Origin of the sequence: Streptomyces sp. NPDC102360, from assembly GCF_044766085.1 — a bacterium.
GTDB lineage: Bacteria > Actinomycetota > Actinomycetes > Streptomycetales > Streptomycetaceae > Streptomyces.
Map to the genome: position 1 here is coordinate 16,871 of NZ_JBIWLG010000012.1, position 25,786 is coordinate 42,656.

The 25,786-nt window shown below is 69.4% G+C and carries 22 protein-coding genes and 1 pseudogene; 10 read left to right on the forward strand and 13 right to left on the reverse strand.

Annotation, left to right across the window (positions count from 1 at the left end; genetic code table 11):
- Positions 1-6: 6 nt before the first annotated feature.
- The gene (locus ACIRHA_RS34320; RefSeq protein ID WP_403853999.1) at positions 7-1,068 is read right to left on the reverse strand and encodes a hypothetical protein; all 1,062 of its coding nucleotides are present in this window, start codon (positions 1,066-1,068) and stop codon (positions 7-9) included.
- A 288-nt stretch (positions 1,069-1,356) separates the two neighbouring features.
- Positions 1,357-3,942 carry an aminopeptidase N gene (gene pepN / locus ACIRHA_RS34325; RefSeq protein ID WP_403854001.1) on the reverse strand — a complete coding sequence of 862 codons (2,586 nt, stop codon included), beginning with the start codon at positions 3,940-3,942 and terminating at the stop codon, positions 1,357-1,359.
- A gap of 138 nt (positions 3,943-4,080) precedes the next feature.
- Between pepN and ACIRHA_RS34330 the strand changes: the two genes are divergently transcribed.
- Entirely contained in the window at positions 4,081-4,722 is a 642-nt protein-coding gene (locus tag ACIRHA_RS34330) for a DsbA family protein (protein ID WP_403854003.1), read from the forward strand.
- 2 nt (positions 4,723-4,724) lie between these two features.
- On the opposite strand, the gene ACIRHA_RS34335 is transcribed toward ACIRHA_RS34330, so the two are convergent.
- Both ACIRHA_RS34335 and ACIRHA_RS34340 read right to left on the reverse strand, forming a co-directional pair.
- Positions 4,725-4,940 (reverse strand): hypothetical protein, encoded by a 216-nt coding sequence (locus ACIRHA_RS34335; RefSeq protein WP_403854005.1) that lies wholly within the window; start codon positions 4,938-4,940, stop codon positions 4,725-4,727.
- Positions 4,941-5,081: 141 nt separating this feature from the next.
- Positions 5,082-5,723 carry a superoxide dismutase gene (locus ACIRHA_RS34340; protein WP_351344293.1) on the reverse strand — a complete coding sequence of 214 codons (642 nt, stop codon included), beginning with the start codon at positions 5,721-5,723 and terminating at the stop codon, positions 5,082-5,084.
- 322 nt (positions 5,724-6,045) lie between these two features.
- Here ACIRHA_RS34340 and ACIRHA_RS34345 point away from each other — a divergent pair.
- Positions 6,046-7,272 (forward strand): annotated as a pseudogene (locus ACIRHA_RS34345) (RNA-guided endonuclease InsQ/TnpB family protein).
- A gap of 57 nt (positions 7,273-7,329) precedes the next feature.
- On the opposite strand, the gene ACIRHA_RS34350 reads toward ACIRHA_RS34345, so the two are convergent.
- Positions 7,330-8,745 carry an amino acid permease gene (locus ACIRHA_RS34350; protein WP_403854007.1) on the reverse strand — a complete coding sequence of 472 codons (1,416 nt, stop codon included), beginning with the start codon at positions 8,743-8,745 and terminating at the stop codon, positions 7,330-7,332.
- 176 nt (positions 8,746-8,921) lie between these two features.
- Positions 8,922-10,286, reverse strand: a complete 1,365-nt coding sequence (locus tag ACIRHA_RS34355; protein WP_403854009.1) for an amino acid permease — start codon at positions 10,284-10,286, stop codon at positions 8,922-8,924.
- Positions 10,287-10,573: 287 nt separating this feature from the next.
- Here ACIRHA_RS34355 and ACIRHA_RS34360 point away from each other — a divergent pair, with 287 nt between their 5' ends.
- Complete coding sequence (locus ACIRHA_RS34360) at positions 10,574-11,155, forward strand: biotin transporter BioY (protein WP_403854011.1); 582 nt, start codon at positions 10,574-10,576, stop codon at positions 11,153-11,155.
- 4 nt (positions 11,156-11,159) lie between these two features.
- Here ACIRHA_RS34360 and ACIRHA_RS34365 read toward each other — a convergent pair whose 3' ends face one another.
- Positions 11,160-11,921, reverse strand: a complete 762-nt coding sequence (locus ACIRHA_RS34365; protein WP_403854013.1) for an LPXTG cell wall anchor domain-containing protein — start codon at positions 11,919-11,921, stop codon at positions 11,160-11,162.
- A gap of 202 nt (positions 11,922-12,123) precedes the next feature.
- Here ACIRHA_RS34365 and ACIRHA_RS34370 point away from each other — a divergent pair, with 202 nt between their 5' ends.
- Complete coding sequence (locus ACIRHA_RS34370) at positions 12,124-13,626, forward strand: serine/threonine-protein kinase (protein WP_403854015.1); 1,503 nt, start codon at positions 12,124-12,126, stop codon at positions 13,624-13,626.
- Between the two features lie 54 nt (positions 13,627-13,680).
- Here the strand turns inward: ACIRHA_RS34370 and ACIRHA_RS34375 are convergent, their stop codons facing one another.
- Positions 13,681-15,108: an amino acid permease gene (locus ACIRHA_RS34375; protein WP_403854017.1), complete on the reverse strand. Its 1,428-nt coding sequence runs from the start codon at positions 15,106-15,108 to the stop codon at positions 13,681-13,683.
- 163 nt (positions 15,109-15,271) lie between these two features.
- On the opposite strand from ACIRHA_RS34375, the gene ACIRHA_RS34380 reads away from it, so the two are divergent.
- Positions 15,272-15,760: a ribose-5-phosphate isomerase gene (locus ACIRHA_RS34380; RefSeq protein WP_403854019.1), complete on the forward strand. Its 489-nt coding sequence runs from the start codon at positions 15,272-15,274 to the stop codon at positions 15,758-15,760.
- Between the two features lie 162 nt (positions 15,761-15,922).
- Complete coding sequence (locus ACIRHA_RS34385; protein ID WP_403854021.1) at positions 15,923-16,744, forward strand: Fpg/Nei family DNA glycosylase; 822 nt, start codon at positions 15,923-15,925, stop codon at positions 16,742-16,744.
- On the opposite strand, the gene ACIRHA_RS34390 is transcribed toward ACIRHA_RS34385, so the two are convergent.
- Positions 16,745-17,977, reverse strand: coding sequence for a GNAT family N-acetyltransferase (locus ACIRHA_RS34390; protein WP_403854023.1), 1,233 nt, complete (start codon positions 17,975-17,977; stop codon positions 16,745-16,747). It lies immediately after the preceding gene.
- Between the two features lie 139 nt (positions 17,978-18,116).
- Between ACIRHA_RS34390 and ACIRHA_RS34395 the strand changes: the two genes are divergently transcribed.
- Positions 18,117-19,289, forward strand: a complete 1,173-nt coding sequence (locus ACIRHA_RS34395) for a PP2C family protein-serine/threonine phosphatase (RefSeq protein WP_403854025.1) — start codon at positions 18,117-18,119, stop codon at positions 19,287-19,289.
- 29 nt (positions 19,290-19,318) lie between these two features.
- Here ACIRHA_RS34395 and ACIRHA_RS34400 read toward each other — a convergent pair whose 3' ends face one another.
- A complete protein-coding gene (locus tag ACIRHA_RS34400) occupies positions 19,319-20,500 on the reverse strand; it encodes a cation:proton antiporter (protein WP_403854027.1) in 1,182 nt (393 codons plus the stop codon).
- Between the two features lie 171 nt (positions 20,501-20,671).
- Between ACIRHA_RS34400 and ACIRHA_RS34405 the strand changes: the two genes are divergently transcribed.
- A complete protein-coding gene (locus ACIRHA_RS34405; RefSeq protein ID WP_403854029.1) occupies positions 20,672-21,109 on the forward strand; it encodes an HD domain-containing protein in 438 nt (145 codons plus the stop codon).
- 25 nt (positions 21,110-21,134) lie between these two features.
- On the opposite strand, the gene ACIRHA_RS34410 is transcribed toward ACIRHA_RS34405, so the two are convergent.
- Complete coding sequence (locus tag ACIRHA_RS34410) at positions 21,135-21,929, reverse strand: SDR family NAD(P)-dependent oxidoreductase (RefSeq protein WP_403854031.1); 795 nt, start codon at positions 21,927-21,929, stop codon at positions 21,135-21,137.
- Between the two features lie 69 nt (positions 21,930-21,998).
- Positions 21,999-23,162 (reverse strand): acyltransferase family protein, encoded by a 1,164-nt coding sequence (locus ACIRHA_RS34415; RefSeq protein ID WP_403854033.1) that lies wholly within the window; start codon positions 23,160-23,162, stop codon positions 21,999-22,001.
- Between the two features lie 510 nt (positions 23,163-23,672).
- Between ACIRHA_RS34415 and ACIRHA_RS34420 the strand changes: the two genes are divergently transcribed.
- Positions 23,673-23,867, forward strand: coding sequence for a hypothetical protein (locus tag ACIRHA_RS34420; RefSeq protein ID WP_326022563.1), 195 nt, complete (start codon positions 23,673-23,675; stop codon positions 23,865-23,867).
- An 875-nt stretch (positions 23,868-24,742) separates the two neighbouring features.
- Positions 24,743-25,294, forward strand: a complete 552-nt coding sequence (locus tag ACIRHA_RS34425; protein ID WP_403854035.1) for an HD domain-containing protein — start codon at positions 24,743-24,745, stop codon at positions 25,292-25,294.
- Here the strand turns inward: ACIRHA_RS34425 and ACIRHA_RS34430 are convergent, their stop codons facing one another.
- A complete protein-coding gene (locus ACIRHA_RS34430) occupies positions 25,295-25,765 on the reverse strand; it encodes an NUDIX hydrolase (RefSeq protein WP_403854037.1) in 471 nt (156 codons plus the stop codon).
- Between the last annotated feature and the right edge of the window lie 21 nt (positions 25,766-25,786).

A 25,786-nucleotide genomic window follows, 5' to 3' on the forward strand; every position in this document is an offset into this window, starting at 1 on the left:
CCGATCTCACCGGGGCAGGACCACGACATACGCCGCCGGGTCCCGGTCACCGGAAGCCATCAACGCGGTCCGCACGATGGCGGCCTGCTGCTCGGCCGACTCGCGCAGCTTCTTCGGGGAGACGTGCACGACCGTGATGCCGAGCCGTTCCAAGTGCTCGCGCTTACGGGCGTACTCGCTCCAGAGCACGTCGCCTTCCTGCCGAGGGCCCTGCCGGGTCGCCCGCGTGTCCAGCTCCAGGGCGACGGAGTGGTCGGGCCAGAACGCGTCGACGCCGCCGAGGTGCGGGCCGCCGGGCAGGCGCAGATCCACGTTCCACACGGGGTCGGGCAGCGAATGCTCGCGCACCATCGCGTACAGCCGGTCCTCGGCGATGGTCCGCCCCTCGGCGAGCAGCGAGTCGACGGCGTCGACGACGTGCGGCCTGGTGAGGAGCCGTGCCTGCGACAACTCCCGTACGACGGCGGCTGGTTCGCAGTGCCCGCCGCGTACCGCCTCGGTGAGCAGCCGGCGTACGGCGACCGCGTCGGACAGTCGGGCCACCGCGTCGGCGAGGGCCCGCGGCACCGGGGCGACCGGAACTCCGTTCACCTGTACGGGAGTCGGCAGCCCCGTGGTTCGGGTCAGCCGCGCGAAGGCGGTGGAGCGCAGTCGCCGGGTGCGCGGGACGAGCACGTCGATGTGGTCGAGCGAGGACAGTGGGGGAGCGCCGGAGAAGCCGTGCAGCGCGAGGGCGGCGAGCCCGGTGACCATGGTGTCGGAGTACGGCGCGCGGTCGGGGGTGTGCTGCGGCGGCACGCCGTCCGGGCGGCCGCGCCGCTCGGGGGCCCGCCCCGAGTACAGCAGTACGGCGTGCAGCCGCTCCTCGTCGCTGGGCGGGCCGGGGTGCAGCAAATACACACCTGGCAGCACCTGTTGCCACGACCCGCCGGCCCGGCACTGCTCCGATACGGCGGCGGCGCCCACGCCGTGTGCCTTCAGCTGCGCCGAGCTCATCAGCTGCCGCTGGTTCTGGGCGAGGTGACGCAGGGGGCGGGGGGACAGTGGGGCGGGGGTGTTCTGGTTCATGACCGGGCCATTCCCGCCCGGTTCGCCCCCTCTAACCGCTGTTACACCCCCGTAGGAAACTCCGGACATCGTCGCCCTAAAGCTGCCCCCTCCATCTGCCGAAAACCCCAGGCGACCCCTGGGTTACGGCCCCAAATGCCAGAGTTCGGTAACACGCCCCCCGCCCCGGCGGGGCTTGATAATTCAAGCCCCGCCGGCGTTTGAGGCGATCTTTCAAGCCCCTGCGGCGTTTGAGCAGCGGGGTCCGGGGCAGAGCCCCGAAGCCCCGTCGCCGCGCGACATACCCGACTACCGGGCCGCGCCCCCGTCACACGCCTGCCCCCGCAGCGACCTCGCCAGATCGTCCCGCGCCTCAAGCACGAGCCGCCGCAACGCAGGCGCGGCCTGCTCGTGCGAGGCCAACCACGCATCCGTGGCGTCCAGGGTCGCCCGCGAATCCTGCAACCCGGGGAACAACCCCCGCACCACATCCATCCCGATCTGGATCGACCGCTCTCCCCACACCCGCTCGATCACGCCGAAGTACTTCTCCGCATACCCCGCGGTGAGCCCCCGCTGCGACGGCTGCTGGAACCCCGAAATCGTGGCCTCCACCAGCGCGTTGCTCAGCGCGTCCGACTCCACGACCTGCGCCCAGGCCTGCGCCTTCACCGCTTCCGACGGCCGCGCCGCGAGGCACCGCACCTGGTGCCGCTTGCCGGAGGCGGTGTCGTCCCGCGTCAGCTCCGCCGCAAGGACGCCCTCGTCCGCGACCCCGTACGCCGCGAGCGTCTCCAGGAACGCCCACCGCAGTTCCTGGTCGACGTCGAGCCCGTCGATCTTCGCGCCACCGGAAACGTCCAACAGCCCCCGCAGCAACTGAAGATCGGCCTCGCTGGAGGCGACCGCGCCGAAGAACCGCGCCCACGTCAACTGGTGCTGGCTCCCCGGCTCCGCGATCCGCAGCTCCTTGAGCGCACCCTCGGCGAGCAGCCGCCCGCCGGCCTCGCGCCACTCGGGCGCCGCGTAGTGCACGAGCGCCGAACGCGCCCACCCGTGCAGCGTCTGGAGCACTCCGATGTCGGACTCGCGCCCCGCGAACCGCAGCACGAGGTCGATGAAGTCCCGCGCCGGCATCAACGCGTCCCGCGTCGCGTTCCACAGCGCCGTCCAGCACAGGGCACGGGCCAGCGGGTCGGACACGTCCCCGAGGTGCTCCCGGAGCGTTGCCAGCGAGCTCTCGTCGAAGCGGATCTTGCAGTACGTGAGGTCGTCGTCGTTGACCAGCACCAGTTCCGGAGCCTCCGCCCCGGCCAGCTCGCCCACGACCGTCCGCGGCCCGTCCACGTCCACCTCGGCGCGCGCGTACCGCTCGACCGCGCCGCCGGCCGCACGCCGGTACAGGCCCACGGCCACCCGGTGCGGACGCAGTTCGGGATGGGAGGCCACGGCCTCCTGCACCACCGCCAGCTCGGTGATCCGCCCCTCGGCGTTCAACGTGACCTGCGGGGTGAGGGAGTTGACGCCCGCTGTCTGTAGCCAGGACCGCGACCAGGCGGCCAGATCGCGCCCGCTCGTCTCCTCCAGCGCGGAGAGCAGATCGCCCAGCTCGGTGTTCCCGTAGGCGTGCCGCTTGAAGTACCGCCGCGCGCCTTCGAGGAACGCGTCCCGCCCGACGTACGCGACGAGCTGCTTCAGTACGGAGGCGCCCTTCGCATACGTGATGCCGTCGAAGTTGAGCTTCGCGTCCTCCAGGTCCCGGATGTCGGCCGTGATCGGATGCGTGCTCGGCAGCTGGTCCGCCCGGTACGCCCACGACTTCCGGTTGTTGGCGAAGGTGATCCAGCCGTTCGTGAACCGCGTCGCCTCCACCATCGAGAACGCGCCCATGAAGTCAGCGAAGGACTCCTTCAGCCACAGGTCGTCCCACCAGCGCATGGTGACGAGGTCGCCGAACCACATGTGGGCCATCTCATGCAGGATCACGTTCGCGCGCCGCTCGTAGGACGCCTGCGTGACCTTCCCGCGGAAGATGAACTCCTCGCGGAAGGTCACCATCCCCGGGTTCTCCATGGCCCCCAGGTTGTACTCGGGCACGAACGCCTGGTCGTACTTCCCGAAGGGGTACGGGTAGTCGAAGTGGTCGTGGAAGAAGTCGAGGCCCTGCTTGGTCACCGTGAAGACGTCATCGGCGTCGAAGTACGGGGCGAGCCCCTTGCGGCACATCGCGCCGAGCGGGACGACCAGCTTCGACCCGTCCTCGAAGACGCGCTCGTACGAGTCCGTCACGTAGTGGTACGGGCCCGCGACGACCGCCGTGATGTACGTCGAGATCGGCTTGGTCTCCGCGAACTGCCAGACACCGTCGATCAGTTCTCCCGCACCGTTCGACCACGCGGTCCAGCCCTCGGGGGCCTGCACGCTGAACCGGTACGGCGCCTTCAGGTCGGGCTGCTCGAAGTTGGCGAAGACGCGCCGCGCGTCGGCCGGCTCGTACTGCGTGTAGAGGTAGACCTCGCCGTCCTCGGGGTCGACGAAGCGGTGCATGCCCTCGCCGGTGCGCGAGTAGGCGCACTGCGCGTCGACGACGAGTTCGTTGTCCTCGGCCAGGCTCTCCAGCTGGATGCGGCTGCCGTCGAACACGGCCGCGGGGTCGAGGTCCTCGCCGTTCAGCGACACGGCCGTCACGGACGGCGCGATCAGATCGACGAACGTGCCCGCCCCCGCCTCGTTCGACCGGAACCGGATCGTGGTCACGGAGCGGAAGGTGCGCGGCCCCTCGCCGGCGAAGCCGCCGACCGCGGAGCGCAGGTCGAGCGCCACCTCGTACCCGTCGACGGACAGCAGTCCCGCCCGCTCGCGGGCCTCGTCGCGGGACAGATTCTCACCGGGCACGGCGGCACTCCTTTGTGACGTAACTGTTCAGCCGCCTACGATCCTCGCACGCGCCTGTGACACCGGACATCGGGGAATGGACCGGGCACGGACCGCGTTGGCGCAGCCGAGACCACCCGGTGAACCTTGAGGAGAGCTATGTCCGCCACGGACGAGAAGACCCCCGTCGACTTCTGGTTCGACCCCCTGTGCCCCTGGGCCTGGATGACCTCGCGCTGGATCCTGGAGGTCGAGAAGGTCCGCGACATCAAGGTCCGCTGGCACGTGATGAGCCTCGCGGTGCTGAACGAGCCGCGCCTCGACGAGCTGCCCGAGGAGTACCAGGAGATGATGCGCACCCAGGCCTGGGGCCCGGTCCGCGTCGTCATCGCCGCGCAGCAGGAGCACGGCGCGGAGGTCCTCGGCGACCTCTACACGGCGCTCGGCACGCGTATCCACAACCGCGGCGAGGGCCCCACGAAGGAGGCCGTCGCCGGCGCCCTGGACGAGGTCGGCCTGCCGGCTTCGCTCCTCGACCACTGGGACGGCACGAAGTACGAGGAGGAGCTCCGGGCCTCGCACAAGGAGGGCATCGACAAGGTCGGCCAGGACGTCGGCACGCCGGTCATCGCGGTGCCGGGGGCCGACGGCAACCAGATCGCCTTCTTCGGCCCGGTCGTCACCCCGGCCCCCAAGGGCGAGGAAGCGGCCAAGCTCTGGGACGGCACACTCCTCGTCGCCTCGGTCCCGGGCTTCTACGAAATCAAGCGCACGCGCACGGTGGGCCCGATCTTCGACTGACGTCAGGCGATGGCCGAGGGGAACTGCACGCTGTTGCCCTCACTGGAGAAGGGCCGGGCGGTGACGCAGCCGTCCTGGGCGCACTTCCACCAGTCGCCCGTGTACTTCACGCCCGCGTTCGTGCGCAGCCAGTCCTCCTGCTCCTTGGTCAGGGACTTGTGAGGCCGGGACCGATGGGGCTTGCACGTCTTGCAGGTGAGATTCCTCGACTTCGGCATGTCGACACGGTCCACCGGAACCCCGCATACCGACAGGCCCCCGTGAGTCACATCCTCACGGGGGCCCGTCCCTTTTCCGCCCGCCAACGTGAAGGTTGAGAAGACGATCACGAGGCGGGACGCATCACGCTGCGGTGCCGGCTACGGCACCAGCAGCAGGTTGTACGCCCGCTCCTTCGCGGCCGCGTACCGCTTGGCCACGTCCTGCCAGTTGACGACCCGCCACATCGCCTCGATGAAGTCGACCTTCTGGTTCTTGTACTGAAGGTAGAACGCGTGCTCCCACGCGTCGAAGACGAGGATCGGGGTCGAGCCCTGGCCGACGTTGCCCTGGTGGTCGTAGATCTGCTCGACGATGAGCCGCCCGCTCACCGGCTCGTACGCGAGGACGCCCCAGCCGGAGCCCTGCGTGGTGGCCGCGGCCTTCGTCAGCTGCGCCTTGAAACCGGCGAAGGAGCCGAAGGACTCCGTCAGCGCGTCCGCCAACTCGCCCACGCCGTCCGCCGCGAGCGGCTCGCCGCCACCGTCACCGGTCATGTTGTGCCAGTAGATGCTGTGCAGGATGTGGCCGGAGAGGTGAAAGGCGAGGTTCTTCTCCAGGCCGTTGATGGAGCCCCAGGACTCCTTGTCGCGCGCCTCGGCCAGCTGCTCGAGGGTGTCGTTCGCGCCCTTCACGTACGCCGCGTGGTGCTTGTCGTGGTGGAGCTCGATGATCTGCGGGTTGATGACCGGCTCAAGCGCCGCGTAGTCGTACGGAAGCTCAGGAAGCGTGTACGTGGCCATGTCTCTCCGTGCCCTCCGACTGCTTATTGCAACTCTCTTGCAAGTGCAGGCTAGCAGCAACAGTGTCGGGCGCAACGAAAAGACCCCCGGACCAAGTGGTCCGGGGGCCCGCCGCGTTGAACTCGGTGGAAGCCGGTACGGCTACCGGGGTTCATTCGCAGTGCATCGGGCTTCAGCCCGGTGGTGAAGCGAATCTAAATGGTGGCGACGCGGAGCGTCGTCGCGTCCGTTCCGGCGGAGCCGGGCTTCGCGCGGTGACGGTGACGACTCGTTCGTATGTTCCCGGCGACAGTGTTCGTTCGGCATGTCTAGTGTGATCGTCATGCAGCTCCGGTACAGCTTCCGCTTGTACCCGGACGCCGACCAACGCACCGCATTGGCTAGGGCGTTCGGGTGCGCCCGTGTCGTATTCAACGATGCGGTGCGTGCCCGTGAGGACGCCCGGAAGGCGGGGGAAGCCTTCCCGAAAGCAGGCGAGCTGTCGAGGAAGCTGATCACCGTCGCGAAGCAGACTGTGGAGCGGTCCTGGCTGGGCGAGGTCTCCTCAGTCGTCCTCTAGCAGTCCCTGCGGGACGCCGAGACGGCGTACCGCAACTTCTTCGCCTCCTGCAAGGGTGCCCGCAAAGGCAGGAAGCTTGGCCCGCCCCGCTTCAAGTCCCGCAAGGACCCCCGGCAGTCGATCCGCTTCACCGCCAACGCCCGATGGTCCATCACCGACAGTGGCCGGCTGAACCTGCCCAAGATCGGGGCGGTGAAGGTGAAATGGTCCCGCACCCTGCCCGCCACCCCCACCTCCGTCACCGTGATCAAGGACGCGGCCGGGAGGTACTTCGCCTCCTTCGTCATCGACACCGACCCGGCAGCCGACGCCGCCCGCATGCCCGACACCGACCAGGCCATCGGTATCGACCTGGGCCTCACTCACTTCGCGGTCCTGTCCACTGGCGAGAAGATCGATTCCCCGAGGTTCCTGCGCCGTGCGGAGAAGAAGCTCAAGAAGGCCCAGCGGGACCTGTCCCGCAAACAGAAGGGCTCGAAGAACCGCGAGAAGGCCCGCCTGAAGGTCGCCCGCGCGCATGCGAAGGTGACCGACGCCCGCCACGAGTTCCACCATCAGCTCTCCACCCGTCTGATCCGCGAGAACCAAGCGATCGGCGTGGAAAGCCTGGCGGTCACAGCCCTGGCGCGCACACGGATGGCCAAGTCCGTGCACGACGCGGGCTGGTCGGCGTTCATCACCATGCTCGAATACAAGGCGGCCCGGTACGGCCGCACTCTGATCAGGATCGGCCGGTACGAACCGACCACCCAGACCTGCTCGACCTGCGGACACCGGGACGGACCCAAACCCCTCGACGTCCGGGCATGGACCTGTACCGCCTGCCACACGGTCCACGACCGGGACATCAACGCCGCGATCAATGTGAAGAAGGCCGCCGGACTCGGCGGTGACAGCCTGCCGAGCGTAGGTAAGACCGGGACACCACGTCCGGCACCACGCGAAGAAACAGGAAGCCACGGATTCCCGACCGAAGACCGTGCCGCGTAGCAGCACAGCAACGGAACGGAAGGCCAGAACCCCCGCCCTTCAGGGCGGGGATGCAAGTCAATTCTTCTCGGCCATCTTCTGCCGCGCGTACCCGACCGCCGCGAGGATGATCGCCAGGCCGCCCGAGAAGTACAGCTGGATCCGCGTGTCGTGCTCACGGGCCATCAGCACGAAGACGGCCACCATGCCGACGAGCGCCAGGATCGTGAGGTAGGGGTACGCCCACATCTTCACGACCAGCTTCTCCGGCGCCTCCCGCTCCAGCTTGCGGCGCAGCACCAGCTGCGAGACGGCGATGAAGAACCAGACGACGAGGATGATCGCGCCGATGGTGTTGAGCAGCCAGGCGAAGATGTCGTCGGGACGCCAGTAGCTGAGCAGCACGCACACGAAGCCGAAGACGGCCGACATCAGGACGGCGGCGCGCGGCACACCGCCCGTGACCTTGCCGATGACCTTCGGGCCCATGCCGCGGGCGACCAGCGAACTGGCCATGCGCGAGGCGCCGTAGATGTTGGCGTTCATGGCGGAGAGCAGCGCGACGAGGATGACCACGTTCATGATCTGGCCGGCCGCGGGGACGCCCAGGTAGTCGAGCGTGGCGACGTAGGGGCCCTTGGTCGGGATCTCCTTCGCGGTCCAGGGCAGCAGGACCACGACGACCGCCATCGAGCCGACGTAGAAGAGGGCGATGCGCCACATCGCGGTGCGGACGGCCTTCGCGACACCCTGGACCGGGTGCTCCGACTCGGCGGCGGCGATCGTCACCGTCTCCAGACCGCCGTACGCGAAGACCGATGCGAGCAGGCCGACGATCAACCCCTCCGTGCCGTTGGGCATGAAGCCGCCGTGGCCGGTGAGGTTGGACATGCCGGGGGCTTCGGCGTCGGGCAGCACGCCGAGGATGGCCAGGACGCCGATGACCAGGAAGATCACGATCGCGCCGACCTTGAGCGCGGCGAACCAGAACTCGAACTCGCCGAAGTTCTTCACGGCCGACAGGTTCGTGACCGTGAACAGCAGCATGAAGAGGGCCACCCAGGCCCACTCCGGAACCCCGGGCACCCAGCCGTGCACGATGCCGGCCGCGCCGATGCCCTCCAGGCCGACGGCCACGCAGAGCAGGAACCAGAACGACCAGCCCGCGGTGAATCCGGCCCACGGCCCGATGCCCCGCTCGGCGTGCACCGAGAACGAACCCGAGGCCGGGTAAGCGGCGGCCATCTCGCCCAGCATGCGCATCACGAGCATGACGAGCGCGCCGGATATCGCGTAGGCGAGGATGATCGACGGGCCCGCGGCGGCGATCGCCGTGCCGGAGCCCACGAAGAGCCCCGCACCGATCACGCCGCCCAGCGCGATCATGGAAAGATGTCGCTGCTTGAGGCCGTGCGACAGCGTCGGCTCGGCCGGCGCCTGCTCGCTCGGACGCGCGTCCGCACTCTCTGTGGACTGCGCTGAGTTCCCAGACATGGGTGTGCCCTGTTCAGTAGCTGTGACGGTCCTGGCGGTCGTGACGTAAACGGTGCGTAAAACCGCCACAGTGTCCGTGCCCGGCCCGCTCATAGGGAATAGGTTTCCGGTATACGGACACGACGCTCACACGCCGCAATGATCATGTCGACGTTCGGTGAACGCGCGGGTACCGCTCAGGCACGCCGTGCGCGCAACTCCCGTACGCCCGCGACCGCGAGGACCAGCAGCGTCGCCCCGGCCGACCAGAGCAGCTGCGGCCGCGCCGACGCGTCGGTCAGCATCAGGCCGAAGACCGCGGCCATCGCGGCGATCGCCACCCAGGTCAGATAGGGGAACGCCCACATCCTCAACACGAGGCGCTCGGGGGCCTCCTGCTCGATGCGCCGCCGCAGCCGCAGCTGCGACACGGCGATCAGCGCCCACACGAACAGCAGCACCGCGCCGACCGAGTTGAGCATGTAGAGGAAGATCGTGTCCGGCCACTCCAGGTTGAGCAGGACCGAGATGAACCCGAAGGCCACCGAGGCCAGGACCGCGCGGCGCGGCACCCCGCCACCGCTCACCTTCAGCAGCGACTTCGGTGCCTCGTCGCGCTCGGCCAGCGAGAAGATCATGCGCGATGAGCCGTAGAGGTTGGCGTTCAGCGCGGAGAGCAGCGCCACGAACACCACGATGTTCATGATCTGCGCCGCCGACGGGACGCCGATCGAGTCGAGCACGGTGACGTACGGGCTGATCCCCGCCTTCTGCTCGGTCCACGGCAGCACGGTCACGATGACCAGCATCGACCCGACGTAGAAGAACAGGATCCGGTACACCGCGCTGCGCACCGCGCGCGCCACCGAGCGGGCCGGGTCCTCGGACTCGGCGGCCGCGATCGTGACGACCTCCAGGCCGCCGAACGCGAAGACGACCGCGAGCACCCCGGAGACGACGCCCTCCCAGCCGTGCGGCAGGAACCCGCCGTCCCCGGTCAGATGGGTGAGGCCGACGGGGTCCGTGTCGGGCAGCAGCCCGAAGATCGCCAGCGTGCCGAGGATCAGGAACGCGACGATCGCGAAGACCTTCAGCGCCGCGAACCAGAACTCGAACTCGCCGAAGTTCTTCACCGCCGTCAGGTTGGCGACGGTGAACACGACCATGAAGAGCAGCACCCACGCCCACTGCGGGACGCCCGGCACCCACCCGTTCGCGATCTGCGCCGCGCCCGTCGCTTCCACGGCGAGCACCACGACGAGCATGAACCAGTAGAGCCAGCCGGCGCTGAACCCGGCCCACCGGCCGAGCGCCCGCTCCGCGTGCACCGAGAAGGAGCCGGACGCGGGCATCGCGGCGGACATCTCGCCGAGCATCCGCATCACCAGCATCGCGAGCGCGCCCGCGATCAGGTACGAGACGACGATGCCGGGTCCCGCGACCGCGATACCGGCGCCCGAGCCGACGAACAGGCCCGCACCGATGACCCCGCCGAGGCCGAGCATCGTGAGGTGGCGCTGCTTGAGCCCCGCGGAGAGTGGTTCGTCGTGCGTGGGGGGCATGGAGCTTCAGCCGATCTCGGATGTGCTGGTCGCGCGGGCGTGCGCGGTTTGGCGGGAACCTACAGTCTCCCGTTCAAGCACCTCCGCACGCAAAACGGACTCTCCCAGTGACGAGCATCACCTTGTACGGGGTGTACGCGCCGTTGTTTGTTCAGAGCCCACCAACACGGCGTGGGCCCCTTTGTCGACCGGCGACCGTGATCGGCCCAACTCCCCTGGGATAGCGTCACAAAGTCCCGTCCTGTCCTGCCCGACCGCAAGGTCCTCTCACTGAACGCGGAGTCCCCATGAGTACCGCCGCTGTCACGACCGCCCGTCCGGGCAAGGTCCTGGCCGACCTCCTCCCCGCCTCCCGTGCCAAGAACATTGCTTTGGTCGTCGGTGGCGCCGCCCTCACCGGCATCGCCGCGCAGATCGCGCTCCCGGTCCCGGGCTCGCCGGTGCCGGTGACCGGGCAGACCTTCGCCGCGCTGCTCGTCGGCACCGCGCTCGGCGCCCGCCGCGGCTTCCTCGCGCTCGCCGTCTACGCGCTCGCGGGCATGGCCGGCGTGCCGTGGTTCGCGGAGGGCGGCTCGGGCATGGCGATGGCCTCGTTCGGTTACGTCATCGGTCTGATGCTGGCCTCTGCCGCCGTCGGCGCGCTCGCCCGGCGCGGCGCCGACCGCTCGATGCTGCGCACCGCGGGCACGTTCCTGCTCGGCGAGGCGATCGTCTACGCGGTCGGCGTCCCGTACCTGGCCCTGTCCACGGGCATGGGCCTCACGGCCGCGATCGCCGCGGGCCTCACCCCGTTCCTGATCGGCGACGTCCTGAAGGCGGCCCTGGCGATGGGCGCGCTGCCCACCGCCTGGAAGCTCGCCGACAAGTAGGCGTCTAACGCGCGCGCCGGCCGGTGCGGCGGGTCCACCACAGGCCCGCCCCGCCGGCCGCGATCAGCGCCGCGCCGGCCGCGCCCAGCGGCAGTGCGGCGTCACCGACGCCGGTCGACGGCAGGTTCTCCTCGCCGCCCGCCTTGTCTCCGCCGCCGCCCTTGTCACCGGCAGGGGCGGCCGGCTTGTTCTCGGTGCCGAGCAGCAGCGGCGTGACCGGCGCGTTCGGCGAGGGGCTCGTCGCGCCGAACGGCACCGGGCCCTGCTGCCAGAACGTCTTCTTCGTGTCCCCGCTCTGCACCGGCAGACAGATCTTCCCGGTCTTTTTCAGGTCGAATGTCGCGGCGACCTTGTACGACTGCGTCTTTCCCGCCCCAAGGTTGTCGATGAGGCAGGAGAATCCGCTGTTGGAGCCCTTCGGCAGCTTGTTCTCCGGTATCGCGGTGCAGTTCGGAACGTCCTTCACCACGAGCCCGTCGAATCCCACGACGGCCAGGAATATCCGGCCGCTTCCCTTGTCCCCTTGATTGCCGACGCTCGCGACGAGATTCTGTGTCTCCCCTGTCGCGTTGTCGGCCGAGATCTTCTTCGGCAGCGCCGTGGTCAGCTTCACGCCCGAGGGCGCCGCGTCCACCGGCTTTCCGCCCTCGCCGCTGCCCGGACCAGGGCCGTCGTCCGCGAGCGCGGCGCCCGGCAGCACCATGAACGCCGTGACGGCCGCTGCGCACAGCGACCCGGCGATTGTGACCTGACGTCGTGAACTCATGCTCGTCGCCCCCCTTGATCTTTCCGCTTCCCCTGATCGCGGCTTCCCCAACCGCGGCCGAATTCGCGGCACTTGAAGAGGTACCACAAGATTTCTCCGCACTATGCTGGGTCGGCGGTAAGTGTCGACTTCGTGTTTCTTCGTGTTTCGGGGGTGCAGTCGATTGCCGGGGAATACGAGCGGAGGCGTCCAGGGGTTATTGGTGGCTTCCCGGTACCGCCTGGACGCATCGATAGGCCAGGGCGGAATGGGTCGCGTGTGGCGCGCGGTGGACGAAATGCTCGACCGCCGGGTCGCCGTCAAGGAAATGCGCATCGACGGCCTCGACCCCGAGGACGCCCGCACCCGCCGTGAGCGCACCCTGCGCGAGGCCCGCGCCACCGCCCGTATCGACCACCCGGGCGTGGTGCGCGTCTACGACGTCGTCGACGAGGGCGAACGCCTGTGGATCGTCATGGAGCTGGTCGACGGCCGCTCCCTGGAGCAGCTCCTCGTCGAGGACGGGCCGTTGCCCGCGGACGAGGTCGCGCGGATCGGACTGAGCCTGGCCGGGGCGCTGCGACAGGTGCACGCGGGCGGCGTGCTGCACCGGGACATCAAGCCCGGCAACGTACTGATCGAGGGCGTCGGGCAGCACCGCGTCATGCTCACCGACTTCGGCATCGCCGCGATCCAGGACACCAAGGCGCTCACCATGGCCGGCATGCTGGTCGGGTCGCCCGACTACATGGCGCCGGAGCGGGTCTCGGGCCACCCGCAGGGCCCGCCGTCCGACTTCTGGTCCCTGGGGGCGACGCTCTGCGCGGCGCTCGGCGGCGGCTCGCCGTTCTCCCGGGAGACGACCCTCGCGACGCTGCACGCCGTCCTGTACGAGGAACCGCAACTCCCGTACGGGGCCGGGGACCTGGCGCCGCTCCTGACGGCCCTCCTGGCGAAGGAGCCGGGGGACCGCCCCGACCTGGACCGGGTGACGCGCTCCCTGACCCGGACCCAGGTACCGGCTCCACCACCGCCCGCGTCGCCGCCTCCACCACCGCCCGTGCCGGCGGCGGCAGAGCCCCCGCAGGACCGCTCGCCGGACCCCGCTCCGACCCGTCGCAGCCGGGCGCTGTTTCTCATCATCGGGGGAGCGGGCACCGTGGGCCTTACCGCGGTCCTCGCCCTCCTGCTGCCGAACATCGACCCGCCGGACGGCCGCCCGACCTCCACGACGTCCCGCCCGCCCACCGTCGAGGGCACGTCCCGCGCGCCCACCGAGAGCCTTCCGGCAGGCGCGCGGCGGGAGGCGGGGTACGCGTGGGTGCCGCCGAAGGGCTGGGAGAGGGTGGTGAAGACGGCGTCCGAGGTGCACTACACGTCACCGGACGGCAACCAGGAGCTCGTCGCCCAGTCGGCCCTCGCGAAGGACGACCTGCTGGCCACGTGGCAGAAGTCCGAACGCGCCGCGCACCAGGGCCAGGACTACAGAAAGCTCCGCCTGACCCGCACCACGTTCCGCGGCCGCCCCGCGGTGGTCTGGGAGTACCTCTTCACCCTCAAGGGCGCCCGCTGGCACGCGGAACTCCTCGGCTTCGACCGCGGCACCCGCTCCTACCAGCTGGGCACGTGGTACCGCCCGGAGTCGGAACCCCAGGCGCGGAAGACGTACGAGAAAGTGAAGTCGACGTTCACCCCATCCGGCACATCAAGCCCCGCCGGCGATTGAGGCGCGGGGTCCGGGGCAGCGCCCCGCGACGCCAACCCCGGACCACCGCAACAATCACACCTTCTGCCGCTGCACCTTCTCGCGCACGAGAGCGAACACCACAACGAACGCCGCGACGAGCAACGAAAGCAGAACCTGCTCCCGCCCCGCGTCATCCGTCAGCATGTACACCAGCACAAACGAGATCGCCGCGATCGTCGCCCACGTCAGATACGGGAACAGCCACATCTTCACGACAAGCTTCTCCGGCTGATCCCGCAGAATCATCCCCCGCATCTTCAACTGCGTGAAACAGATGACGAGCCACACGAACAACGCGACGGCTCCGGAGGAGTTCAGCAGGAAGTTGAAGACGGTGTCCGGCCACTGGTAGTTGAACCAGACCGCGAGGAACCCGAAGACGACGGACCCGAGGATCGCGACCCGCGGCACACCACGCGACGTGGTCTTCGCGAACGCCTTCGGCGCGTCACCGCGCTGCCCGAGCGAGAACGCCATACGGGAAGCGGTGTAGAGCCCGGAGTTGAGGCAGGACAGCACGGCCGTCAGCACGATGACGTCCATGACCTGCCCGGCGTGCGGAATGCCGATGGAGTTCAGCGCGGCGACGTACGAACCGTCCTTGGTGATCGACGGATCGTTCCACGGCAGCAGCGTGAGCACGACGAAGATCGAGCCCAGGTAGAAGATGCCGATACGCCAGATCACGGAGTTCGTGGCCTTGGTGACGGCCTTCTGCGGGTCCTCGGACTCACCGGCGGCGAGCGTGACGATCTCGGATCCCATGAAGGAGAAGACGACCATCAGCACACCGGTGAGGATCGCTCCGGGCCCCTTCGGGAAGAAGCCCCCGGAATCGGTGAGATGCGCGAGACCGCTGCCCGCGTTGTCCGACCCCGGCAGCACCCCGAACACGGCGAGCAGCCCCACGATCACGAACGCCGCGATCGCGACGACCTTGATCCCGGCGAACCAGAACTCGAACTCTCCGTACGAGCCGACGGCCGCCAGGTTCACGACGGTGAGCACGACCATCACGATCAGTGCCCACCCCCACTGCGGGACGCCCGGTATCCAGCCGTTGAGGATCTTCGCCCCGGCGGTCGCCTCCACGGCGAGCACCACGACCCAGAAGAACCAGTACAGCCAGCCGATGGAGAAGCCGGCCCAGCGGCCGAGCGCCTGGTCGGCGTAGGCGGAGAAGGAGCCGGACGAGGGCCGTGCGGCGGCCATCTCGCCCAGCATCCGCATCACGAAGACGACCATCGCGCCGACGAGGGCGTACGAGACGAGGATGGCGGGTCCCGCGGCGGCGATGCCGGAGCCGGAGCCGACGAACAGGCCGGCGCCGATGACACCGCCGATGGCGATCATGGACAGGTGCCGGTTCTTCAGCCCTGCCTTGAGTCCGTCACCTTCGCCGCCGGTGGGCGGCGTACCGGAGGACGGGGTCCCGGTGGTGGGGGACGACTGCGTGGTCATGCACGGGTCCTTACGTTTGCGCGGTAAACGTGCGTCCGCATTCAACGCACCGGAGAGCCCGATCGGAAGCTTTGAGTCCGGATCGTTGTCAAGGCCACGACCGGCGGCCCGCCGGGGCACCCGGAGGCGGCTACCCGGCGCGCGTCGTGCCACACTCGGACCCATGCGCGTGTACCTCGGCTCGGATCATGCCGGCTACGAACTCAAGAACCACCTGGTCGAATGGCTCAAGGCCCACGGCCACGAGCCCGTCGACTGCGGGCCCCACATCTACGACGCCCAGGACGACTACCCGCCGTTCTGCCTCCGCGCCGCGGAGCGGACGGCGGCGGACCCCGACGCCCTCGGCATCGTGATCGGCGGCTCGGGCAACGGTGAGCAGATCGCCGCGAACAAGGTGAAGGGCGTCCGTGCGGCCCTCGCCTGGAGCGAGCAGACCGCTGCGCTCGGCCGTGAGCACAACAACGCGAACGTGATCTCCATCGGTGGGCGGATGCACACGGAGGCCGAGGCGACGAAGTTCGTCGAGATCTTCCTCGCGACCCCGTACTCGAACGAGGAGCGCCACCAGCGCCGCATCGACATGCTGTCGGCCTACGAGGCGTCGGGCGTCCTCCCCGCGATCCCCGCACACCACCCGCAGCAGGACTGACCCCCGGGGCTCCGCCCCGGACCCCGCTGCTCAATCGCCGCAGGGGCTCGATCGCCTCAATCGCCGGCGGGGCTTGATAAATCAAGCCCCGCCGGCGATTGAGGCGCGGGGCCCGGGGCGGAGCCCCGTGACGTCAACCACGGTTAGCCGAAAGGAACCGGCGTGCCTGAAGGCCACACGATCCACCGCCTCGCCCAGGACCACGCCACCCGCTTCGCCGGCCGCACGGCCACCGTGACCAGCCCCCAGGGCAAGTTCTCCGACGCGGCAGCGCTCCTCACCGGTCAAGAGCTGACCCGCACCGAGGCCCACGGCAAACACCTCTTCCTCGCCTTCGGCGACGACGCCGCCTGGATCCACATCCACCTCGGCCTCTTCGGCAAGTACACCCTCGGCGCCACCCCCGCCCCGCCCCCCACGGACACCGTCCGCCTCCGCCTCGCGAACGACACCCACTACGCGGACCTCCGCGGCCCCACCACCTGCGCGCTCATCACGGACGCCGAGAAGCAGGCGATACACGACCGCCTCGGCCCGGACCCGCTGCGCCCGGGTGAGGACCCCACCAGGGCGTACGAGCGGATCTCCCGCAGCCGCACCACCATCGCCGCGCTCCTGATGGACCAGAAGGTGATCGCCGGCGTCGGCAACGTCTACCGCGCCGAGGTCCTCTTCCGGCACGGCATCGACCCGTACACCCCGGGCAGGAACCTCACCGCGGCCCAACTCGCCGCCATCTGGGACGACTTGGTGGCGCTCATGCACGACGGCGTCCGCGCCAACCGCATCGACACCGTCCGCCCCGAGCACACCCCCGAGGCGATGAACCGGCCCCCGCGCGTCGACGACCACGGCGGCGAGGTCTACGTCTACCGGCGCGCACCGCACCCCTGCCACCTGTGCGGCACCGAGATCCGCACGTTGGAACTGGCGGCCCGCAACCTCTTCTGGTGCCCGACCTGCCAGCCCACCGGCGCGTACTGACTAGAACCCGTGCGGCAGCCACGGCGCGACCGCCGAGCCGAACGCCACCGACGCCTCCGCGAGCGCCCCCGGCCGCAGCTCCCGCACCCGCCCGGCCCCGGCCAGCTCAAGGAGTGACACGTCACCGAGATAGGCCGCGCCCAACTCTCGTACGGAAAGGGCGAGATCGGCCGGCTCCTCGGTCCGCTTGCAGGCCGCGCCGCCCTTCGCGTCGCCCGTGAGCCGCCAACGCCCCTCGTTCCAGGGGCAGAAGGCGTCCCGCACCTCGAACACGACATCCACGGGCGTGAGATACGTACGTGCTTCGAGCGCCTCGCCCACCTCCACCAGGCGTACGTGCATCGAGTCACGCACCCGTACGTCGCACCGCCGGATGTCGGAGACCAGCGAGAACAGCGGGTCGTCCACCGGCAGATTGCCGCACTCCACGGTCTCCGTCAGGTCGATGGTGCACAGGAACCGCCACAGCGCCGCGTACGCCGCGGGGTCGACCGAGGCCACCTCGCGCACCAACACGGTGCTCTGATCCAGCCCGTGCGCGGACTCCGGCTTCACGTGGAAACGCGCGAACCCGACCGTTTCGCCGTCCAGTTCGGCCACGACGCACTGCAGCGGCGACGCCCCGCCCCGATCCCGCTCCGGGTCGAGCAGCGGCAGCCGCTCCCAGCCGGGCAGCCGCCCGAGCATCCCGGGCCGCGTCCCCACGGTCCGCAGATACACGGCCTCGCAGCGCTCCGCGGCCTGCGCCGCGTCCATGTACCGCAGCCGCACGTCGTCGGCCTCGGCCGGCGCGTCGACGCGTACCCGCTGGGACTCGACGCGCACCGTCGCCTTACGGGTCCCGATGCCGTAGCCGAACCGTCCGTAGATCACGGGTTCGGACGCCGTGAGGACCGCGAGGGGCTCGCCCCACCCGCGTACGTCGTCGAGTTGACGGCGCATCATTCCGGTCAGGATGCCCCGCCTGCGGTGCGTAGCGGCGACGCTGACCATGGTCACGCCCGCCGCGCCCACGAAGGCCCCGCCCGGCACCGCGACGCGGAACGGGAAGGCGCCCGCCGTGCCCACGCACTCGGCCCCTTCCCAGACCCCGAGCGAGCGGTCCAGGGCGGTCAGCTCCCGGTAGAGCCCGCGCTCCTCCGGTGCCTCGGCCACTCCGCCGAAGGCCCGCTCCAGCTTCCCGTACCAGTCGTTCCACTCGCTGTCCCGCAAGGTGCGCAGATCGGTCGCCATACGCCATCCCTACCAGGGCGGGCAGCGGCGGGCGAGAGAATTTACCGCCCGTACCGGGGCTGACGGACGTGCCCGGAAAGGGGGACAAGTGGGACCTCCCGTGCACAGGTCCCGACCCGGTGGATAGGGTCCACGAACAATGGCGGTACGACGAGAGCGGCGCGGGCGCGAACAGCGCGCGGAGGCCGATACGTTCCCGGCCCGGTTGAGAATGCGCGTGCACCGGGTCCGCACAGCCGTGCGCAAATCCGGAGTGGACTACTTCCGCGGGGACGGTTCGGACTGGATCGCGCTCGTCGGGCTGCTCATCACCATCCCGGTGATCGCTTTCGCCACGATCCTCAATCCGGTGTGGTGCGCGCCCGCCGTCCTCGTCCTGCCGATCGTCGCGGGCGGCCTGCTGCTGCGCCCGGCCAGCCTGCTCGGTCTGTACGCGGCGGCGGCCGCGGCGCTGATCGTGGAATCGTTCCAGCTCGGCCCCTACACACAGCGCGCGGCCGGCGTCACGCCCGGCACCGTGCTCACGGTCGCGGCCTGCGGGTTCTTCGGCCTGCTCATCGCCCAGTTCCGCAGCCGGGTCGGCGTGCCCTGGCGGCGCGGCGGAACGATGCTCTTCGACCTGCGCGAGCGGATCCGTACGCAGAGCCGGCTGCCCAAGCTGCCGCAGGGCTGGCACCGCGAGATGGCGCTGCGCCCGGCGGGCGGCCAGTCGTTCTCCGGCGACTTCGTGGTCGCGGCCCGTACGAACAACGGCCGCACGCTGGAGGTCGTCCTCACGGACGTGTCGGGCAAGGGCATGGACGCGGCCTCGCGGGCGCTGCTGCTGGCCGGCGCCTTCAGCGGCCTGCTCGGCTCGCTGCCGCCGCACGCCTTCCTGCCCGCGGCGAACGGCTATCTGCTCCGCCAGGACTGGGACGAGGGCTTCGCGACCTCGATCCACCTGGTCCTGGACCTCGAATCGGGGGACTACGAGCTGTACTCCGCGGGCCATCCGCCGGGCCTCCAGCTCAGCGCGGGCACCGGGCGCTGGGAGGAGAAGGCGGCCGAGGGACCGCTCCTCGGCGTCTACGACGGTGCCGAATTCGACGCCACGAAGGGCACCTTGCGCCCCGGTGACGTGCTGATGCTGTTCACGGACGGCCTCGTCGAGACCTCCGAGCGGGACATCAGCGAGGGCATGGACCGCCTCACCGGGGAAGCCGACCGGTATGTGACCGGCGGCTTCCACGGTGCGGCCTGGCACCTCATCGAGGCGGTGGCCAAGGACGTCAACGACGACCGGGCGCTGCTGCTGATCTGCCGGGACGCGTAAGGGTTCCCACGGGTCCCGGCGCGAGGTCTCTATACCCCCGCGCCCACCCGTGGCTCCTCGGCCACCGGCGCCCGCTCCTTGATCGGCAGGATCCGGGCCAGCCACGCGGAGCGGCCCGCGGCCATCGGGCCGAGCACCGCGAGCAGCAGCACGTATCCCGCGATGAACGGCGAGAGGCGTTCGTCGAGTCCTGCCCCCGCGGCCATCGTGGCGAGGATCAGCGCGAACTCGCCGCGCGCCAGCAACGTGGTCGAGATGTTCGCGGCGGGCCCGGCCCCGAAGCCGTAGATCCTCGCCCCGCCGATCCCCGCGAGCACGTTCATGACGAGCGTCAGCGCGACCGCGGCGAGCACCGGCCACAGCACGGACGGCAGGTCACCGGGGTCGATGGAGAGCCCGAACCCGAAGAAGAAGATCGCCCCGAAGGCGTCCCGCAGCGGGTGCACCAGTGTGCGGATCCGCTCGCCGGAAGCGGTCGAGCCGAGCATCAGGCCGACCATGAACGCGCCGATGGCGTCGGCGACCCCGAACCACTCGGAGACCCCGGCCACGAACACCGCTGCACCGAGGAAGGAGATGACGAGCAGTTCGTCGTCCTTGGTGTTGAAGAGCGCGCCGACGACCCGCGTGCCGAAGCGTGCCGCGAGGGCGAGCAGCAACAGGAACCCGAAGGCCTTGCCGCCGTCGAGCACGGCGGCCGACAGTGAGTCCGCACCGGACAGGATCGGCTGGAGCGCGGCCAGATACAGGGCGAGGAAGATGTCCTCGACCACGATGATCCCGAGGATCGGCTTGGTCTCGGGGTTCCCGAGCCGGCCGGTGTCCACGAGGACCTTGGTGACGATCGCGGACGACGAGATGCCGAGCACCCCGGCGAGGACCAGAGCTTCGGATGTGCCCCAGCCGAGGGCGAATCCGAAACCGAGGCCGGCGCCGACGTTCAGCGCGAGGTACGTCCCTCCGGCGACGGCCATCTTGCGGCCGCCCGTCTTCAGGTCGTCCATGTGGAACTCGAGGCCGAGATAGAAGAGCAGCAGTACGAGGCCGAGCGCGGAGAGCATCTCCAGGTCGTGCGGGTCGGAGAGCAGCACGACGCCCGGCGTGTGAGGGCCGAGCAGGATCCCGGCCAGGATGAACAGGGGAATGGTGGGGAGGCCTATCCGCCCTCCCAGGCGGGCGAGGACGGCTGCCGCGAGAAAGGCGCCGCCCATGGCGATCAAGGTGTCTGCGTGTCCGATGGGCCCGTTCCTCCTTGGTCTTGAAAGCCCGGTCGTCAGGACCGACCAGAGCCTTTGGTCAAGAGAGCGTCAAGAAAACGTCAATACTTAGCTTACCAAAGGACCTGAGGGGGGTATCCGGGGCCGTGTGAGAGAGTCGGCGGCATGCTCACGCTGACTGAAGTCGAGGCCCTCGCGCGCCGGGCCCACGAGGGGCAGAAGGACAAGGCGGGCCGCCCGTACGCGGAGCATCTGGCGGCCGTGGCCGAGGGCACCCGCGCCAGGGGAGGCGACGAAGCCCTGATCGCCGCGGCCTGGCTGCACGACGCGATCGAGGACGACGCGCTCACGGAGGAGTGGCTGGACGCGGCCCCGCTCCCGGCGGAGACCAAGGCGGTCGTCCGCGCGCTGACCAAGCGCGAGGGCGAGCTCCCGGAGGCGTACGCGCGGCGCATTCTCGCCACCCCCGGCGCCCGCCTGGTCAAGGAGGCGGACCTGGCGCACAACGCGGACCCGGACCGCCTCGCCGTCCTCGACGAGCCGACCCGGGAGCGGTTGACGCGCAAGTACGCGACGATGCGCACGCTGCTGAGGCTTTCTTAGGCGGGGCGCGGGGCCTCGCGGGGCCCTACGGCAGAATCGAGTCCACGTATCCGCCGTCCACCCGCAGCGCGCCGCCTGTCGTTGCGCTCGACTGGTCGGAGGCCAGGTAGACCACCATGTTCGCGATCTCCTCCGGCTCGATGAGCCGTTGCAGCAGGGATTGCGGGCGGTGCTCGCGCATGAAGGCCCGCTGCGCCTCGTCCCAGGGCAGCTCGCGGTCGACCAGTTCGTAGACGAAGTCCTCGACGCCGCCCGTGTGGGTGGGACCCGCGATGACGGAGTTGACGGTCACGCCGGTGCCGGCGGCCTGCTTCGCGAAGCCACGGGTCACGGAGAGCAGCGCCGTCTTGGACATCCCGTAGTGGATCATCTCGGCGGGGATCACGACGGCCGAGTCGCTCGCGATGTTCTGGATCCGGCCCCAGCCGCGCTCGGTCATGCCGGGCAGATAGTGGCGGATCAGCCGGACCGCGGACAGCACGTTGACCTCGAAGTACCGGCGCCACTCCGCGTCGGTGATCTTCAGCGGGTCGGCGGAGCCGAAGATGCCCAGGTTGTTGACCAGGATGTCGATGTGGGGGAGCGCCTCGGCGGCGTCCCGCAGCCCGTCCTCCGTGGTGACATCGGCCGCGACCGGCACCAGGTCGGCGCCGGGTACGTCGGCGCGGATGCGGGACACGGCCTCGTCGACGCGCTCCCGGGTTCGGCCGTTGACGCCGACGCGGGCCCCGGACCGGGCCAGGCCCGTCGCGATGGCGGCGCCGATGCCCTGGGTGGATCCGGTGACCAGGGCGGTGCGTCCCGTCAGGTCGATCTGCATGAGGCCGGGCTCCTCGCGGTTCGGGTAAGAGTGGTCGGGGTCCCCGGTCCCACCCTTACCCGAACCACGTCAGGCGCGCTGCCTGGCCCGTGCCGTCTCGGTGGCGTTCTTCTTGAACGCCCACGGCATCTTCGGCTCCATGGCGAACCGGAAGATCCGCTGCACGGGCGGCGTGCACAGCACGGTCACGACCACCGCGGCGACGAGCGTCACGAAGACCTCCCCGTACGGCTTGTGCAGCCAGTCCGCGTCGAACCAGCCCCAGAACCGCGAGCCCTTCGCCAGGAATCCGTGCAGCAGATAGCCGTACAGCGTCCCGGCGCCGAGCACCGTGAACCACGTCCTGCGCCCCGGCACCCACGCGAAGAAGCACGCGGTGAGCACGATCGAGCAGCCGAACAGGGCGAGCGTCATGACGACGCCGACCCACCAGGGGACGCCCAGTTCCTGCGCGCTGTCGCGGTGGTAGAACCACACCGACGTCATGCGCGGAGCCGACCAGTAGGCCAGCAGGAAGGCGCACGCCGCGATCGGCACGGACAGGATCCGCACCTCGCGCCGCCGCACGAGCTGGAAGTGCTCGGGCTTCAGGAACAGGCCGAGCACGAAGAACGGCAGGAACTGCAGTACGCGCTGCAGATCCAGGTCGTCGCCGATGTCGGGGGAGACCGCGGCGAGCACGGCGATCGCGATGGAGAGCGGGATCGGCCAGCGGACGATCTTCCACAGCGGTGTGGTGAGCCGCCAGATGAACAGCGCGACGAGGAACCAGGTCAGAAACCATGGGTCGAGCAGGCTGATCGGATGCGTGGGGTCGTCGTCCGCGTACTTCTTGAAGATGCTGTACGCGACCTCGAAGATCACGTAGGGCACGGCGACGCCGGTGATGAGGCGCCGCAGCCGGTCGGGCCGCATGTCGAAACTGCGCGAGAAATAGCCGGAGATGATGATGAACGCCGGCATGTGGAACGTGTAGACGATCTCGTACAGCGCTTCGGCGGTACGGCTGCCGTCCGTCAGGGGTTCCCAGGAGTGGCCCATCGCGACGAAGACGATGGCCAGATATTTGGCGTTGTCGAAGAACGCGTCGCGCTGCTTGGGCTTGGTGGGGGATTCGGCCGGAGCGGGGGCCGGCTTCTGCTGGGTCTTCTGGGGGGTGACGTCTGCCGCGGGCCGCGCGGTCGGTGGCAGCGGCGTGCGGTGCGAGCCCTGCGGGTGCAGCGAGTTGGTCACGGGCCCTCCCGCCAGGAACTCGGGGAGATCGTGGGGGGCCGCACTGCGCCGGTGGGGACGATGGCAGCGTGGAACATCTGAGGCACCTTAGTGGGGCCGCTGTGATTTCGTAAAACCCTCAAGTCGATTCCTCCTTGGCCTTTCCAGGTACCCCGTTTGTGCGGAAGTCGGCATGGAGTTTGTGCGGTTGTGCCCCATCGGTTTGCCCGCCCTTGGTGAAATGACCGATTCGTCCCCTACGGCTTGGGCAGTAATTGGACATCGCATTTCCTTGATTTTCCTGTGTGCGAACCAAGGGGAAACTGAGAGAAAGCCTGCAGGCCGCGAGGGCGGCGGGCGCGTGGGGAGCGCGGGGCGATAGAAACGATCAAGCCGAAACCCGCCGGTACGTGGCCGACGATGCGTCACGGGCCGCATAGAGGCGCCGGGTTGGTGGCACGATGGTTCTGGCGGGGGGTGGGGCTGTACCCCCCGGGCCGGGAGAGCGGACCGACCTAGGGTGTGATCAGTGTGGCCATTTCGCTGTCAGTGGTGCTGTTGTTGGCGATCGTCCTCGTCGTCCTCATGCGCGGCGGCTCGATCAAGGCGGGGCCCGCCATAGTCGCGGTGCTCTTCGGCTTCTTCCTCGCATCGACCGGAATGGCGCCTGCGATCAACAACTTCCTGAACTCGGTCGCGGACAGCGTCAGCGCGATCCATTTCTGAAGCAGCGGTCGGGACGCCCGGCGGAGGTCCGCGAAAAAGCCTCCGGCCCGGTCCACAAGAAGTGGATCCGGGCCGGAGGCTTTTCACGAGAGCGGGCGACGGGAATCGAACCCGCGTAGCTAGTTTGGAAGATCGCGTACGCGCACCTGCTCTGACCAGGCAAGACGCTGACCTGCGGGTTCTCGGGACGCTCGCCGGGACTCCCCGTTGCTCCCCGCTCGGTGCTGCCCCATCGGGCACGTAGGGGGCACAGGCGCCCGCCTGCCGCGTTCTCCGTCGTGAGCTGGACTCTGACCCCGCGTCAGCCCTGTTCGGCCGCCTCCGGGGCGCTAGTCGGCCTCCAGGGTATCGCTGGGTGCTTCCTCGGGTCCGGCGGCGGGGACGTGGTCTGTTCCTCCCACACAACTTCCCCAGCTCCCATCCCGTCTGCCGTCGACCCACACGGATGTGGAGCGGGCGTGGTCCATGGCGTCCAGGTGGAGCGCGCCACTGTACGAACGACCTGGACGCCATGGGCCACGTCTGCTCGGCTCTGCCTGGGTCGACGGCAGACGGGATGGGAGCTCTCCAACGCGCGCCGCGCACGGCCGGAACCCGCAAGCGGCCCCCCGCCCCGGATGCAGGAGCGCCCCCGCCGGAGGCATCGTCTTTGATCCGCAGGTGACTTCCCGCTCTTGCCCGCATGCACGCGGCGCGCCGTTGGCGCGGGCCGCCGCGGGCGAAGACAGAGCGAGCGGCCCGCGCCGAAGACGGCGCGCGCCCGCGCCGTGCGCGTGCCTTGATGAAGTAGGGAAAGTTCCACCGCGCTTGTGGTGATCCGGAACGACCGGCTTCACCCTGTTGGGCGGCCTGCTGATTCGGCTACGGTGCGAATCATGCCTCTTGCACTGGATACGCCTCAGGGAGCGGCCGAACTGGCTGAGTCCCTGCTGCCCCCGCTCGGGAACCGTTGGCTGCACACGCAAGCCGTTGCAGCACGGGCGCGGGAGGCTTCGGCGGCTGTACCTGAGGCTGAACGTGATCTCCTCGTCGCCTCGGCCTGGCTGCATGACATCGGGTATGCCCCGGAGTTGCGCGAGACCGGGTTTCACCCCCTCGACGGGGCTCGGCACCTGGAATCCCTCGATGCCCCCGACCGACTCGTACGACTGGTTGCTCACCACTCCGGAGCTGTGTATGAGGCAGAGCAGCGCGGTTTGTCTGCCGAGTTGGCCGTGTACGAGCGTGAGGACTCGCCGCTCCTCGATGCGCTGATCTACGCCGACATGACGACTGGCCCCGCTGGGCAGTCCTTCGACTTTGACCGTCGTATGGACGAGATCCTTGATCGGTATGAGGCGGGCAGCGTCGTTCACACCGCGATCAGTAAGGCTCGCCCGTACCTGGGTGCGGCTGTCGAGCGCACGCGTGCCCGACTCCGTGGTTGATCAACCGATGTAGGGAGCGGGCCGGTTGGACAAGCCGTGCTCGATCCGCATCCGCATGGACGGATGGATGCTCAGCTCGCCCAACCGTTCCGGTGCGACGAACGCGACTTCCTTGCTCTCACTACTCGTTCGCGGCTCGCCGCCGACAATGCGGGCGGTGAAGCAGATCGAGAACTGTTGGCGTACCTCTCCGTCGTCGTACGCCATGACGTGACCGGGGTCGGTGTAGAGGCCGACTAGTCCGGTCACCTCGACGTTGAAGCCGGTCTCTTCCTTGGTCTCGCGTACGGCGGCGTCGGCGACCGACTCGCCTACCTCGACGCCTCCGCCGGGGAGCGCCCACAGGTCGTTGTCGGTCTTGTGGATCAGCAGGACTTCTCCGGCCTCGTTGACGGCAACGGCGACCACCGAGGGGACGATGCTGTTCGCCTTCGGGGCGTTCGGATCATTCACGTAGTCGATTCGGCCCATGGGGCCAGCCTCGCACGGCTG

What these genes read in the sequence shown, in the direction of transcription:
- ACIRHA_RS34320 (WP_403853999.1), bottom strand. Translation starts at nt 1,068, where the DNA reads ATGAACCAGAACACCCCCGCCCCACTGTCCCCCCGCCCCCTGCGTCAC.
- ACIRHA_RS34330 (WP_403854003.1), top strand. Translation starts at nt 4,081, where the DNA reads ATGTCCGCCACGGACGAGAAGACCCCCGTCGACTTCTGGTTCGACCCC.
- ACIRHA_RS34335 (WP_403854005.1), bottom strand. Translation starts at nt 4,940, where the DNA reads ATGCCGAAGTCGAGGAATCTCACCTGCAAGACGTGCAAGCCCCATCGG.
- ACIRHA_RS34340 (WP_351344293.1), bottom strand. Translation starts at nt 5,723, where the DNA reads ATGGCCACGTACACGCTTCCTGAGCTTCCGTACGACTACGCGGCGCTT.
- ACIRHA_RS34350 (WP_403854007.1), bottom strand. Translation starts at nt 8,745, where the DNA reads ATGTCTGGGAACTCAGCGCAGTCCACAGAGAGTGCGGACGCGCGTCCG.
- ACIRHA_RS34355 (WP_403854009.1), bottom strand. Translation starts at nt 10,286, where the DNA reads ATGCCCCCCACGCACGACGAACCACTCTCCGCGGGGCTCAAGCAGCGC.
- ACIRHA_RS34360 (WP_403854011.1), top strand. Translation starts at nt 10,574, where the DNA reads ATGAGTACCGCCGCTGTCACGACCGCCCGTCCGGGCAAGGTCCTGGCC.
- ACIRHA_RS34365 (WP_403854013.1), bottom strand. Translation starts at nt 11,921, where the DNA reads ATGAGTTCACGACGTCAGGTCACAATCGCCGGGTCGCTGTGCGCAGCG.
- ACIRHA_RS34375 (WP_403854017.1), bottom strand. Translation starts at nt 15,108, where the DNA reads ATGACCACGCAGTCGTCCCCCACCACCGGGACCCCGTCCTCCGGTACG.
- ACIRHA_RS34380 (WP_403854019.1), top strand. Translation starts at nt 15,272, where the DNA reads ATGCGCGTGTACCTCGGCTCGGATCATGCCGGCTACGAACTCAAGAAC.
- ACIRHA_RS34390 (WP_403854023.1), bottom strand. Translation starts at nt 17,977, where the DNA reads ATGGCGACCGATCTGCGCACCTTGCGGGACAGCGAGTGGAACGACTGG.
- ACIRHA_RS34395 (WP_403854025.1), top strand. Translation starts at nt 18,117, where the DNA reads ATGGCGGTACGACGAGAGCGGCGCGGGCGCGAACAGCGCGCGGAGGCC.
- ACIRHA_RS34400 (WP_403854027.1), bottom strand. Translation starts at nt 20,500, where the DNA reads ATGGGCGGCGCCTTTCTCGCGGCAGCCGTCCTCGCCCGCCTGGGAGGG.
- ACIRHA_RS34405 (WP_403854029.1), top strand. Translation starts at nt 20,672, where the DNA reads ATGCTCACGCTGACTGAAGTCGAGGCCCTCGCGCGCCGGGCCCACGAG.
- ACIRHA_RS34410 (WP_403854031.1), bottom strand. Translation starts at nt 21,929, where the DNA reads ATGCAGATCGACCTGACGGGACGCACCGCCCTGGTCACCGGATCCACC.
- ACIRHA_RS34425 (WP_403854035.1), top strand. Translation starts at nt 24,743, where the DNA reads ATGCCTCTTGCACTGGATACGCCTCAGGGAGCGGCCGAACTGGCTGAG.
- ACIRHA_RS34430 (WP_403854037.1), bottom strand. Translation starts at nt 25,765, where the DNA reads ATGGGCCGAATCGACTACGTGAATGATCCGAACGCCCCGAAGGCGAAC.